This is a genomic window from Flagellimonas olearia, from assembly GCF_004150225.1.
GTDB classification, from domain to species: domain Bacteria; phylum Bacteroidota; class Bacteroidia; order Flavobacteriales; family Flavobacteriaceae; genus Flagellimonas; species Flagellimonas olearia.
Genome location: NZ_ML142909.1, coordinates 216,283 through 228,949 on the forward strand (window position 1 = coordinate 216,283; position 12,667 = coordinate 228,949).

Here is a 12,667-nt window from a genome sequence, read left to right on the forward strand (position 1 = left end):
TTCTTGGTTTACTATTAGTTAAAACTTTAAACTTTTTTGTTTTAAGTTAGCTTGACGTAAATAATTAACTTTTTTTTCTGCTACTTGAAGAACATCAAGTGAGCAACTACTTTCGTAAATTTTTTTTGCAATCACTTGACTAAGAAATTCAATCCTTAATTCATCTAAGTTTAAATTAAATACAGAGGCTAAAAGGTTTAATCGTTTTTCATCAAAATCCCTTTTTCCATTCTCTATTTTACTCAAATTTGCTGAATCTAATTCGAGTTTTGCACCTAACTGAGTTAACGTAAATCCCTTATCGGTTCTTAGTTGTCTGATGTATTCTCCAAAATGTTTCTTCATTTGACTTGAATATTTTGACTTGTCAGTTGATGACAAAATTAGTGAAGTATATTGATTAGTTAAAAAACCTTTCTTGATTGTTTGAAAATACCATAAGTAAGGAAAGAAGCAGTTCTTTTGTTTTTTAGCGTTGGATTGTGTCTGTCGGCAAAAAAACGAATGTGCTGCCTATGCTTTAAGTCATTGAATCTAGAAGCACGATTTACACAATATGTAGAAAAGTTTCGGCTATGCGCAGTGCGGAATCTCAAGACTCTTTCCTTTCCGTTCAGCACTTAGTTTATTAAATGTTCTCGGTTTCATGTTAGCAGTTCCGCCAGCATTACGCATGGCCATCGATGTCCCTCGTACTTTTATTTCGTTTCTTCAATTTCTTCCTCGTACATAAAATCCAAGAAAAGCAGTTCCGCCATTGACCTTTCGTCCTCAAATTTTAAGTCCCATCTCTTTTCCATAAATTCTAATAGCTTTATGCTTCTTTCCAAAATTGTGTCTGCGTTCCAATCAGGATAATTTGAAACTTCTATCTCTGAATGTGAACCGTCTGAATAACCTTGTCTGATTTTGTCTTTTCTATCATTGTATTTTGGGTTTTTCTTGTTAACAAAACAGTCATTTTGCAAGCTAGAATTGATGCTTTGAGACAAGGGGAGAAGATTTCCTAATGTGCCTTGAAAATAATGTCGTTCTTGTTTTTTGTATTCTCTAAAACTTTCTTTCCAACACTTCTTGTCAGGAGTTTGAGGGTAAATGTGCTCGATTGATATTTTATCCTTTTCTCCTTTTACAAACAGTTTCCAATCTATCTTTTGGCTACCTCTTTGTCGTACTTTTTCCATTTCATACTCATAGAGGAAATATCTTAAGCCGTTCCAATTGTAGAAACCACCGCCACTTTTAAACTTCTTCTCAATGAATTTTTGAAAGTATGTATAGTCAAAATAGGTTTCTTCTGATTCTTGGGGCGTGTAGAAACAGTAGTTCATTCGTTCATTCAATCTTTCAATTATCGTATCAATCGAGAGTTCATTATTCCTTAATTGTCTTGCTGCTCGATAGAATTCACTATTTCTATAAGTTGAAAAAGCTCTACTGAGTCGGAAGGTTACGAATATGAAACGTTCAATTGCTTGAAAAAGTCCAACTCTATCAACAGTTTCCATCTTTGACAAGTAAGAAACTGTGACTAATGGACGAAAATAAATGATTCCAATACGATTCAAACGGTCAATCCAAAGTCGTTCTATCTCTGGTAGGTCAGGATTATTTACTGGATGATTTGTGTTGTACCAATGAACTGCTGCGGATTTAAGACTATTTACATAGTCCTCAATTTCTTTCGGTGTAAGTTTAGAGCGAAGAACGGTTTTTTCTTCTCCATTTCCGTTTGTTTCAACTTCTTCTTGGTCAGTTTCTTCATTCTCTTTGATTTCCTCAAATTCTTGTATGGAACTTACTTTTACTTCTGTTTTTGCGTAGATATTTTGAGGAGTAAATTTTTGTTCAAGAAGAAAACGAATGTAATCGTCTCCTTTTTCCCTTGAGTATTGGAAATACATGATCCAATGAGCTACAAGAAAATCGTCATCATTTAAGGGATATTTCTTATTTCTGCCTAACTGATAATATACCTCTTTCCAAGCGTCATTGATTTTTTCTCTAAGTGAAGTTCGTTCGTCTGGTTTCAGTTCATCCTCTTCATATAGTGTTGTGAGGTATATTAGTCTGTTTTTTAGTAGTTCTAGGTTGGAAAGCTTTTTCCCTCGATTGTTCATTGTTTCAAAAGCGACAAAAACATCAAAGTCATCACTAATTTCATAGACGTTAAACATTAGGTTTTGCGTCAGCTTTTTAAAGAGTGATTCAATTTCGGACAGACCATACTCATTATAGAATTCGGCCAGATTCTCTTTGAAAAACTTCTTAGAATTTTCAAGGTTTAGTGTGTAAAAGGTTTCCTGAATACTTCCGCTGTTACGTTCAAGAAAAATCCTATGCTTTAGGAATTTGAAACTTGGATTGTCTGTTTCGTATCCAAATTTGTATGTCTTGATAATAAATTGTGGTGGTTTCTCAATTACAAGGTATGATTCTTTGATAGCTTTCAAGCTGAAAGAACCTAAATAAATATCATCTTCCTTATTCTCTGAATTTGAAGGTAGTTCTTTCAGCAATTCAGAAATAACTTGAATAAAAATCACAAAGGTTGTCAGCCTTTGTTGTCCATCAACGATGTGAAATGGTTTATAGCCTCTATCTTCAATCAGCCATTTTTCGTCATTCCAAGAAGACCAAGTTTGTCTATTCAATTTTTTCAAAGATAGAAGTCCTGTATAGTGAAATCTGTCATGTGGCAGGTTTACCACATCTTCCCAAAAGTCTTTTAATTGTCTTGTAGTCCAAGCGTATCCACGTTGGTAGTCCGGGATTTTGAAAATCCTGTTTTTAAATATGTTCTGTAATGATTCTAATTCTTGCATTTAGTTTCTTTTGTATGAGGCACAACAAGAATATATCATCAATCATTGAATATAAACGCAGTATACCTACAATAAAAGTATTGAATTAATGCGATAATTCTCCCAGACATAAAAACCAATTAATTGAGTTGAAGAAGATAACAGTAAGTGTTCCAGAAAACGGCGAATTTTACGGGACTGTTTAAACGTAATGCTATTGCTTCTGTCAAGGTGTCCCAACCCTGGTCTTTTTTAGTATTCTCGTTAATTGACCTTTTATAGGACATTTTAATAGATAAATACATTATCACTTCCTCGATCTCCAGAAAGCTATCGCCAATTATTTCCATAAAAATTTAATAGGCGCTCAAAGCTCATCCAGATAAGTACAACTACACCGCCCAACTCCAATAGGCAGACACCGGTTTCAACGCCCCTTCGGGGCGTATTCTGTGGTTAGGGGAAGGAGAAGCTGATTGTGGTTTAAACCCTTAATATTCAATGTTTTAAAGGTTCTTGGGGGTATCTTGTAACAACAATTAAAAGCAATACCTATGGAAACATTCTTTAAATCTTTGGGCAGGACGGGCATCGGGCAATTCTCCATATCGGTCTCCTTTCACGGTACGAACTGTGCGGTCTCCCTGCTCCCAAAGGCATCGGAGGGCGACAACGCCCTGAAAGCGATAAGGCCCTTCACGCTCAAGGGCAGTATCGAGGAAATCGATACCGTCTTTTTGGATCGGTTGGGGAAACCCATGCAGGAAACAAAAGTCCTGTTCGACAATGCCAACGGCTATCTCAGCAACCTGAAAAAGGCCGAAGAAAAGACCAAAATGGCGAACGACCGCAAGGAGAAAAAGAAAAAGGCCCTGTCCGACCTAAAGGAACTGGTCAAGGGCAAGAAATTTAACCCTATGGTCGAACACGAGAAGGCCGTGGATCTGGCCAACAAAGTACTGGAACTCGATGAAAACGAGGCTTTGGCAAAAAAAACCATCGAGGATATGAAAGCCTATCAACAACCCACCTTTTTTTAACCCACAAGCATTATGGAAGTATTAGGATTGGAACGAAAATTTATGCTAAAGAACGTTTCGGGTGAATCCGTCTTGGACGACATCGACCCGAACTGGACACCGGATCAAATCAAAGACCACTATGCCTCGGTGTATCCCGAACTGACCAACGCCAAGATCGTGGACAATGGCATTGTCGAGGGTCGTCATGAAATTATGTTCAAGACCATAGCGGGAACCAAAGGATAGCGATGAATGAAAAAGAAGCACATACCATCAAAAGAGGAACTGTCACACTTCCACAAGGCCTTGTTCGGCATTCTGGATTCGCGGACGAAGCCGTCATCGGGAACACGAAGACCCAAACACATCCAACAAGGGGATTGTTTTTTTCTGACCTGACCATACCGATCTTGCCCCGATTCGAGGTATTCGCCGATGGGGACGAAAATCGATGGGACACGCTAGGCACACTAACGAAAAATGCGTTGGACACGCTTTCGGGCAAAGAAATCGCATTGATGAACGGTAGCCCTGAAATGCGGTTCTTCGAACAATTGCAACGATTGCACAGGGAAATTCCGGATGCTATGGTAAAGGAGGTATGTACACAAGAGGGAAATAATGGCATCCTTGTCATGAAACCCGTTTTTGAGGCGCACCATATTTGGGCGATTCCAATGGCCCCGATATTTTCGCTGCGAATCCGCAGTCCAAAATTGTTCGCTAGCCTGCTGTCCTTTGTGCATTCATTGCCCTTTGACAATGTATTCAAACGGATGGGCTACCTCTTGGAATGTTTGCTCGAATGGTCATTCGAGGTCTCGGAATCCGAATCCGACCCCAAGACAGACTGCTGTGCCGAGGAGCCATGCGTTCTGTGCTTTATCGAGGCACATGCTTCCGATTATGCAGAGTACGAGGATTTCGATTGGCTGGCCTGTATGCGTGGCTACCGTCCAAAGAACACCTTGTTCAAAATGATGCGGGATTTGCTGTTGGAAGCCCCTGCCATTGAATTCAATGCCTTTGCCAACCTTTGTTTCTTGGAAGACGATATGGATATGGAAGTTGACGACCTGATCGTCTTTTTGGATAGTGAGGATTCCCAACTGGAAAACGGCTATATCAACTTTGTAAACGAGATTGCGCAGTATGGCTACTCCCATGCCATCTACGATACCTCCCTTACCATTGGTAAAGAGACCAAGGCCTTTTTTATGCGGGAGGAAGGGCAGGTAAATGCCGTTTTCAATTTTATGGACCGTTTGAACGAACTCTTAAAAAAACTCTGATGGAAGAAAACACCCTACACGACCCGAAATTTCATTTTGAACCCAAAATAGCCATCATAGGCTATGAGGCCATAAACGGGTATTACGGACGAGACGAATGTTACTTTTCAAGGCATACCGTTCGAAACGGGAAATTGGGGGCAGGGTCTCCGCTTACCATGGATATGGTAAGGGACATGCTCAAATTGGTCGATGTGGACCAAAGTGAGTTTTCCTTTAAGGGTCGGTTGCCCAAACAATTGCTCTATTTTAGGGACAAGGGGACATTGCAATTGGTCTGGTATTGTGACCGACCCGTGGAAAGGCTACTTTTTAAAGAGCAATTGGACATACCTACGGGAACATACCCCATACCCAAATTGGTATTTTCCCTTTCGGGGGAATCGCTGTCCGTTTTCGCGATAACACGAAAAAAGCCGATCCATGACGATACGGAACTCTACCATGCCCCTTTTATGAATGTATACGCCTCTGGAAAGGTGTGCATGGGCGATGCGACATTGCACTATCGCCATTTGGACTTTTATGAGGACATCATGGCCTTTGTGGAAAAGCAATTTTTCCTGTCCGTGTTTACCCATACGAACCACGACCATCTGCTGAACGGAAACTACACTGAGTTGATGCTCCAGATGCACGAGACAATGCATTTCGAGGAAGCCCTTTTACTCCCGAACCACCAACTTTTACAGCATGTCTATGAAAACTGATTACCACTACGCCCCGAATTATTTTTTCGCTCCCACCCATCCCATAACCATTGCGTTGGTCGGGGCAGGGGGCAATGGTTCCCTCGTGTTGGCACGTTTGGCAAGGCTCGACCATGCCTTGGTGCAGTTGGGGCATCCAGGCATCTATGTGACCGTTTTCGACGGGGATATGGTACAGCCTTCGAACGTGGGCCGACAATTGTACGCCCCACAGGATGTTGGGGGCAACAAGGCCATTTGTGCCGTAACCAAGGTCAACCATACCTTCGGACTGCAATGGGATGCCGTTCCCGAACGGATAGGTGCGGACGATAAAAGATTGCACGCCAATTTGATCATTAGCTGTGTGGACGGTGCCGATTTTAGGTTGGAACTGGCAAAGGTGTTGGAACACCCACACTCAAGTTCCTATCCCTATGAGAACCAACATTATTGGTTGGATTTGGGCAACGGGAAATACTTTGGTCAGTATGTCCTCGGAAATCTGCAACACAATGATCGGCCTTCGAATAGGGAGGTGCAAAACCAAAAGTTAGATCATATAGTTGATTTGTTCCCCGACCTATCAAAAATGGAGGATGAGGTGGAACAGGGTAAAGGGTGTAGCTATGCGGACAAGTTGCAGGAACAATCGCTGTTCATCAATGATGCCCTGTCGTCAATGGCCGTCCATTGCCTCTACGAACTTTTAGTGAACAAAAAAATCAAATATCACGGGGCATTCGTAAACCTTGAAACAGGCAGGACGAATCCGCTCCCCATAAAATCCAATGTGCATGCTATCGCTTGAAATTCTATACGAAAAGCTTCCCTTTTTGGGATTCATCATTTTTATGTGGATCATTCTACAGGGAATGCTCAGGCTCAAACGTTTTTTGGGAATACCGTTACTGCTATTTCTTTTCATCATGGTCGGCATTCCATTTATCAAGGACTTGATATGGCTTTTCGGGGCAATGGAACTATCGGTCTGGGGATATTATATCGCTAAAAGATGGCCGAGGTCGTACTCCTGACCATATCATTGGACTGATCGATCTTATTTGTCCGTCTTTTTCTCTCCCTCCCCATGGTTTCTGCGGGAGTTGAAAACCCTCCACCTTCAAGCCTGACCAAGCGAGCACGCTGCGCTGGCTCGCATTCGGTCGTCTTTCCGGCTACTGATTTTCAAACCCCTCGAAACGGGACGCAAACGTATGGAAGCCCCTATCGGGGTCCCATACCTTTGCGGAACGTGTTTTGTAGTTCCATAGTGTACGAGAACTTTGTTCGGTGTGTGTACCGTTGATTCCCGTATTTAAGATATTTTACCGTTTTTTACGCAAACAAATTTGAAGGCAACTATTGTAGGAATAGATTAATAGCCAAAGGTATTCTGTAACAAAAATTTACTAAATTTGTTACAGATAAGATGAATGTGTTATGCAGAGTGTTGAGTCCAAAATAAAAAAATCCATTTCCAAAAAGGAGCGGGGAGAATTAGTGTTCCCCGATGATTTTCGGGGATTGGGTTCCCCTGAAGCCATACGGCTAGCTCTCCACAGGATTGAAAAAGAAGGTTATATAAAAAGAGTGGCCCAAGGAATCTATATACGCCCCAAGACAAGTAAATATGCGGGAGAGGTATTGCCAACGGCAGAGGAAATTGCTAGGGCAATAGCCAAAAGGGACAAGATCAGGTTGGTGCCTACCGGAGTGTATGCCTTAAGTGCATTGGGGCTTAGCACACAGGTACCCATGAAACTTGTCTTTCTTACCGATGGAGCTCCCCGGGAAATAAAATTGGGGAAGCGAAGCATAAAACTAAAGAAGACCACCCCCAAGAATTTATCGGCCAAGGGCGAGATAAGCAGACTGGTCATACAGGCCCTTCGCGAGATCGGAAAGGAACAATTAACGGACGAGGAAGAAGCAAAGATTATTGCCCTATTGAAAAAAGAAGACCAAAAAGACCTGCTTCACGATATAGCATTGGCTCCGGCATGGATACGGAAAATTATGGAAAAGAGCTTGGACAATGGATAAAATGACATTCTACGATATACCCAAAGAAGATCGGCTTGCCATCTTTAAAAATGTAGAAAACAAAACGGGTATCCCCGATTTTGCTGCTGAAAAGGACTGGTGGGTCGTCCGTACATTGGGAATAATATTTGAAATGGGGATAGCGGAACATTTGGTATTTAAAGGCGGGACGTCGCTAAGCAAGGCTTGGAAACTGATAGATCGATTTAGCGAAGATATCGACCTTGCCGCTGACCGTGGATTTTTTGGATATTCTGGGGAACTATCAAAAAAAGAATTGACCAAGCTCCGAAAAGAAACCAGCTCCTATATTTCAGGGAAATTTTATCCAGAGTTGCAGCAGCGATTCAAGAGCAATGGATTTAAGGATGTGGGTTTCAATATCATTCAGGCCGAATCAAGTGACCAAGACCCCCGTATCATAGAAATCTACTATCCCTATCTTACCAAATCCCCCGGATACATCCAACCAAGAGTACAGGTCGAGATTGGCTGTCGCTCCTTAAGGGAACCTTTTCGATTAAAACCGATAAACTCCTTTGTTGACGAAGAATATCCCGATGCCGAATTTGTCGAGTCTCCAGTAAATGTCCCATCCGTAACCCCTGAAAGGACTTTTTTGGAAAAACTTTTCCTATTGCATGAGGAATTCCAACGTCCCAAGGAAAAGATAAGGGTAGATAGGTTAAGCCGTCATTTGTACGATATTTTCCAATTATCGAAAACGGAATTTGCGGTCAATGCCATCCACGACAAAGGTTTATATGAAACCATTGTAAATCATAGATATGTATTCACAAAACTTGGTGGGGTCGATTATAATCTGCATCGACCTCAGGATATACGGCCCATCCCACCCCCTGAGTATGAGGACGATTGGAAGGCAGATTATAAAACCATGCAAGAGCAAATGATTTATGGGGATTCCCCAGCCTATGAAAATTTGGTCAAAGGAATCCAAGGATTTTTAGAAAAGATGAACGCTTTGAATTGGAGAATGGGAGTGGAATTTCCCTTGCCTAAAAGTTGAGAACAATCTATATTGATTAAATTTATACCATGTCGGAAACCCTATATAAAGTACTGGATTTCAGTCGGCCGATAGACCGACAGTCTTTCGTTGAGGTCATCAGTGAACTGGATGGTCTTTCCCCTTCCCACAAAAAGACCACGCTTTCGGACGAGCAACTGAAAACCCTCATCACGGCCATCTTTACGTATGGGCTTCATTATGACGAGGTATCCGAAGGGCAACGGGAACTGCTGTTAAAGGCAATTCTGGAAGGCAAACAACCACTGTTCGACCTATCCCAAACCTTTGTAAGACATCTGATGAACAATCTGGATAGTCCTGCGATGTTACAGTTGGAAGCACTCCAAAATATCGAATGTGATTTGAAACGGCCATTGTCCAATGAACCGCTAGCGGATTTTGTAGAAATGGAACTATTGGACCAAGCTACGTCATACCGAAAATGGGAATATGGCCGATTCTCCATAGCTTATTTAACAGCGCGTTTTTCGACGCAGGCCCAATGGAAAAAAGTGGAGAAAACCGTGAAAGAAAAGAAACCACGCCCCGAAGCTTATCTCAAAAATTTTGATAAGGAACTGGAAAATGCACGCTATAGTCTCGATGCCCACGAACAAGTACTGCTACATCTTGTCGTAAAGGCAAAGCTCTGGCCTGGGAAGACTACAATGGCCGATTATTTGTTGGCGGGTTCTATAGTGCAACAACACCTGCTCGGCCTCTCCCTTCGGTCCGAAAAACTTGCCAAGGTCTTGGTAAATGCTATAGAGCGAACTCCAAACATAAACAAACGCAGGGGCGGACCTAAATTATGATTCCGTCGGAAAAACTGCTCAGCTATCTGGAAGATTTGGCCAAGAAGGAACATCCCGAGGTCAACGGCAAGGAATATTCCCGGTCACAGGTTTTATTGGCCGAGCGTTTGGTACGTGATGTACAAAATGCAATCGGCATCGCTTCTCAAAAACCGAAACTTTCGCGTAGACGGGCCTTTATCGTCATCTTGGAAGAGCTTTATTACAATGTACCCAAATACCCCGAAGAGCTTACCCTTCAGGGTATCCACCGAAGGGCTTCCCAACGGTTCGAGTATATGAACAGGGACATAAAATCCTTTACCACACCCATGGAGGTGCATCCCAAAGACCCCTGTACTTTTTATGAGGACAACGCCCATGGCAAAGCTCGCTATAGATCTGCATTAAAGCATCTCGTATTGGAATCCCATAGATATTTTGAGGTTCCTGAAGCCGAGGCTTCTCTCAAAACCCTTTTCGAGGACGTAAAACTTTGTTGAATCCATTTACCGTACAACACTCGGTGTACGACAAAGTCCTTACTGAATTGCGATATGTTTTAGGTTTGGCCTAAGTTAATCGGAGGTCACGTAGCAAGCCATGTTTTTGCAAGCAAAAACCGCTCACTTCGTTCGCGAGGCTTGTCGGGGATCCTCCCCAAACCCCTGGATTATGGCACGGCCAAAAAAGGATATTGAATCATTGAAAGCGATACGGGTCAATGTACGCATGACGGTCAATGAATACCTTATAGTTTCTAGAAATGCGGCCACGTTGGGCATGGGCATACCGGACTACATCCGTAAAAAGGTAACGGGCAGACCGCTACCAAGAACCAAGGTGACACCGGAGGACAGACGATTGTTCGTCGAGTTGAGCCGGATCGGCAACAACATCAACCAACTGACCAAAAACGCACATTTGCGTATGCATTCCCCTAAAGACTTGTATCGTCGCTTGGGAGAGTTGCGGCACCTCTTGCATGAATTAAAGTCGAATATCACCAACAAATGATTGCAAAACAGATAAAGGGCAAGGATTTTTATGGACTGTTGGCCTACAACCAACAAAAGGTGGAACTGGGCCAGGCCACTGTGCTGGATGCGAATATAGAATTGGGCAGCCCGGTCGATATGACCAAGGAGTTCAATTTAATTCGGCAGTTACGCCCGAGACTTGGCAAAGCGGTCTATCATGTGTCCCTGAACCTGCCGCCGGGCGATAAGATGCGTGATAGTGAATTCGTTTCGATAGGATTGGATTATCTCAAGGGAATGGGGTTCGATGACAACCAATATATCATGTACCGCCATGACGACCAAAGCCATCAACACATCCATATCGTTGCCAATAGGGTAAAACTATCTGGAGCGCTGGTCAGCGATAGTAGGGACTACGAGCGCAGCGAACGCTTGGTACGCAAGCTGGAAAAGAAATTTGGTCTTTCAGAGCTACCGGACGCAAGCTTGGAAAGAGAGGCGGCACTAACTCAAAAAGAGATAGAAAAATCGCTCCGGACAGGCAAAGCACCGATTAAAAGCCTGCTTCAACATCATTTGAGGGAAGCGTTAAAACGTTCAGCTACTACAGAGGAATTCCTCTATGAATTGCTGTCAAGAAATATCCGGCCAAAATTCAATATCAGCAAGACCACGGGAAGGGTTTCCGGTATCTCCTTCAAATATGAAGAAGTGATTTATAAGGGCAGCAGCCTAGGCCGAAAATATTCATGGAACAACATCATAAAAAAGATCGATTATGAACAAATCAGAGACCGTGCAGTTATTCTCGAAAATAATCATCCAGAACAAGGAAATAAAGGAGTTGTTGCTCCGGATACAGGCCAATCAAGTAACACTATCGGAAAGGCAAAAGATGCTGAGGGAGGGACAGTCCAAATTGGTGGAAAACCAAAATACGATTTGGGAGGCACTCAAAAGGATGGCCTAGATGACGAACCTTTCACTCCGTTCAAAATGGAACTGGAAGATTTCGACCGCAGGAAGCGAAAGAAGAAAAGAAGGAGAACAGGGAAATAAAATAGGGTAGGGTATTATTGGAATTTAATGGGCAACCAGGTAAACATACAGCCACTTAATTTGACCGGAAAGGCATTTTGCGAAAAGCTTGGTGTATCCTATAATGGCCAAATAATGCAAGCTTTACGGGAACTGGGTCTAGTTAGCTTTTTTAAGGTTGGTAAAAAATATCTGTATGCTTATGAGGACATTGATTCGGTCAATCAAAAACTTCGCAGAGGGGAGATTTCGATTAAGGTTGACAATGGTTATTATATTACTTTGAACGAATAGAAGGAAAGGTAGAAAATGGCTTCACAAGATAACATTTTAAAAAAATTTACCTAGCTAAGATTTTGGGCTATATCTAAAAATGATTCGATAATATAATCAGTCTCTTTACAATAAGTGGATTTTGTAAAGAGTCAAATTTTTTTAATGTTACTTAATTGACTTTAAGGACAATTCAAGAATCATGATGAAAAGGCTTAATGTAAAGAGTTTGCAATCTTATCAATTATTATAGGTCATATTTCCTGCCTTTTATTAGGTATGTAAGTTTGAAAATCTAGATTTACATAGCATTTTTCTTCAATTACAAGTCCCCCTATTTAAAGTGCATTACTAGATTCTTAAAATTATCACTAACCCTTCAAATTATTCGGATTTTTTTTATCAGTATAATTAATATTGAAGCTTATATGAGCAGATTAGACTTAGGGGCTAAGCAAGAAAAAGTTCATAAAAATATTAATATGCGGGTGCGGAATTGGTAGACATGGTAGACTTAGGATTTATCCAAATAAAAGTTCTTAAAATATTGAAAAAGCGGGCGTGGTGGAATTGGTAGACACGCCAGACTTAGGATCTAGTGCTTCACGGCGTGGGAGTTCGAGTCTCCCCGCCCGCACTTAAAGCCGAAGATTTCTCTTCGGCTTTTTTATTTCAAAAGCTCACAGAAAATAG

The 12,667-nt window shown here is 41.8% G+C and carries 14 protein-coding genes and 1 tRNA gene; 13 read left to right on the plus strand and 2 right to left on the minus strand.

What is annotated here, in order from left to right; translation table 11 throughout:
* Positions 1-18: 18 nt before the first annotated feature.
* Positions 19-345, minus strand: coding sequence for a helix-turn-helix domain-containing protein (locus tag DN53_RS09975; protein ID WP_109649957.1), 327 nt, complete (start codon positions 343-345; stop codon positions 19-21).
* Positions 346-698: 353 nt separating this feature from the next.
* Positions 699-2,825, minus strand: a complete 2,127-nt coding sequence (locus tag DN53_RS09980) for a DUF262 domain-containing protein (RefSeq protein WP_109649958.1) — start codon at positions 2,823-2,825, stop codon at positions 699-701.
* 533 nt (positions 2,826-3,358) lie between these two features.
* On the opposite strand from DN53_RS09980, the gene DN53_RS09985 reads away from it, so the two are divergent.
* From DN53_RS09985 to DN53_RS10045, 13 genes are all read left to right on the plus strand, one after another.
* Positions 3,359-3,844, plus strand: coding sequence for a PRTRC system protein E (locus DN53_RS09985; RefSeq protein ID WP_129654154.1), 486 nt, complete (start codon positions 3,359-3,361; stop codon positions 3,842-3,844).
* 12 nt (positions 3,845-3,856) lie between these two features.
* Positions 3,857-4,072 (plus strand): PRTRC system protein C, encoded by a 216-nt coding sequence (locus tag DN53_RS09990; protein WP_109649961.1) that lies wholly within the window; start codon positions 3,857-3,859, stop codon positions 4,070-4,072.
* Positions 4,073-4,074: 2 nt separating this feature from the next.
* On the plus strand, positions 4,075-5,118 hold the full coding sequence (locus tag DN53_RS09995; RefSeq protein ID WP_109649962.1) for a hypothetical protein: 1,044 nt from the start codon (positions 4,075-4,077) through the stop codon (positions 5,116-5,118).
* On the plus strand, positions 5,118-5,828 hold the full coding sequence (locus DN53_RS10000; protein WP_109649963.1) for a hypothetical protein: 711 nt from the start codon (positions 5,118-5,120) through the stop codon (positions 5,826-5,828). The genes DN53_RS09995 and DN53_RS10000 overlap by 1 nt, the downstream gene beginning before the upstream one ends.
* Positions 5,812-6,618, plus strand: coding sequence for a PRTRC system ThiF family protein (locus DN53_RS10005; RefSeq protein WP_109649964.1), 807 nt, complete (start codon positions 5,812-5,814; stop codon positions 6,616-6,618). The genes DN53_RS10000 and DN53_RS10005 overlap by 17 nt, the downstream gene beginning before the upstream one ends.
* Positions 6,605-6,844 (plus strand): hypothetical protein, encoded by a 240-nt coding sequence (locus DN53_RS10010; protein ID WP_129654155.1) that lies wholly within the window; start codon positions 6,605-6,607, stop codon positions 6,842-6,844. The genes DN53_RS10005 and DN53_RS10010 overlap by 14 nt, the downstream gene beginning before the upstream one ends.
* 406 nt (positions 6,845-7,250) lie before the next feature.
* Entirely contained in the window at positions 7,251-7,853 is a 603-nt protein-coding gene (locus DN53_RS10015; RefSeq protein WP_109649966.1) for a DUF6088 family protein, read from the plus strand.
* Positions 7,846-8,883, plus strand: coding sequence for a nucleotidyl transferase AbiEii/AbiGii toxin family protein (locus DN53_RS10020; RefSeq protein WP_109649967.1), 1,038 nt, complete (start codon positions 7,846-7,848; stop codon positions 8,881-8,883). The genes DN53_RS10015 and DN53_RS10020 overlap by 8 nt, the downstream gene beginning before the upstream one ends.
* A gap of 29 nt (positions 8,884-8,912) precedes the next feature.
* A complete protein-coding gene (locus DN53_RS10025) occupies positions 8,913-9,701 on the plus strand; it encodes a hypothetical protein (protein ID WP_109649968.1) in 789 nt (262 codons plus the stop codon).
* Entirely contained in the window at positions 9,698-10,183 is a 486-nt protein-coding gene (locus tag DN53_RS10030) for a hypothetical protein (RefSeq protein ID WP_109649969.1), read from the plus strand. Before DN53_RS10025 ends, DN53_RS10030 begins: the two co-directional genes overlap by 4 nt.
* A gap of 172 nt (positions 10,184-10,355) precedes the next feature.
* A complete protein-coding gene (locus DN53_RS10035; RefSeq protein WP_165357355.1) occupies positions 10,356-10,697 on the plus strand; it encodes a plasmid mobilization protein in 342 nt (113 codons plus the stop codon).
* A complete protein-coding gene (locus DN53_RS10040; RefSeq protein ID WP_109649971.1) occupies positions 10,694-11,722 on the plus strand; it encodes a relaxase/mobilization nuclease domain-containing protein in 1,029 nt (342 codons plus the stop codon). Before DN53_RS10035 ends, DN53_RS10040 begins: the two co-directional genes overlap by 4 nt.
* An 807-nt stretch (positions 11,723-12,529) precedes the next feature.
* Positions 12,530-12,611, plus strand: a tRNA-Leu gene (locus DN53_RS10045).
* Positions 12,612-12,667 lie beyond the last annotated feature (56 nt).

Bases quoted from the DNA above. Each gene is read 5' to 3' on its own strand.
- DN53_RS09975 (WP_109649957.1), bottom strand. From the start codon at position 345: ATGAAGAAACATTTTGGAGAATACATCAGACAACTAAGAACCGATAAG.
- DN53_RS09980 (WP_109649958.1), bottom strand. From the start codon at position 2,825: ATGCAAGAATTAGAATCATTACAGAACATATTTAAAAACAGGATTTTC.
- DN53_RS09985 (WP_129654154.1), top strand. From the start codon at position 3,359: ATGGAAACATTCTTTAAATCTTTGGGCAGGACGGGCATCGGGCAATTC.
- DN53_RS09990 (WP_109649961.1), top strand. From the start codon at position 3,857: ATGGAAGTATTAGGATTGGAACGAAAATTTATGCTAAAGAACGTTTCG.
- DN53_RS09995 (WP_109649962.1), top strand. From the start codon at position 4,075: ATGAATGAAAAAGAAGCACATACCATCAAAAGAGGAACTGTCACACTT.
- DN53_RS10000 (WP_109649963.1), top strand. From the start codon at position 5,118: ATGGAAGAAAACACCCTACACGACCCGAAATTTCATTTTGAACCCAAA.
- DN53_RS10005 (WP_109649964.1), top strand. From the start codon at position 5,812: ATGTCTATGAAAACTGATTACCACTACGCCCCGAATTATTTTTTCGCT.
- DN53_RS10010 (WP_129654155.1), top strand. From the start codon at position 6,605: ATGCTATCGCTTGAAATTCTATACGAAAAGCTTCCCTTTTTGGGATTC.
- DN53_RS10015 (WP_109649966.1), top strand. From the start codon at position 7,251: ATGCAGAGTGTTGAGTCCAAAATAAAAAAATCCATTTCCAAAAAGGAG.
- DN53_RS10020 (WP_109649967.1), top strand. From the start codon at position 7,846: ATGGATAAAATGACATTCTACGATATACCCAAAGAAGATCGGCTTGCC.
- DN53_RS10025 (WP_109649968.1), top strand. From the start codon at position 8,913: ATGTCGGAAACCCTATATAAAGTACTGGATTTCAGTCGGCCGATAGAC.
- DN53_RS10030 (WP_109649969.1), top strand. From the start codon at position 9,698: ATGATTCCGTCGGAAAAACTGCTCAGCTATCTGGAAGATTTGGCCAAG.
- DN53_RS10035 (WP_165357355.1), top strand. From the start codon at position 10,356: ATGGCACGGCCAAAAAAGGATATTGAATCATTGAAAGCGATACGGGTC.
- DN53_RS10040 (WP_109649971.1), top strand. From the start codon at position 10,694: ATGATTGCAAAACAGATAAAGGGCAAGGATTTTTATGGACTGTTGGCC.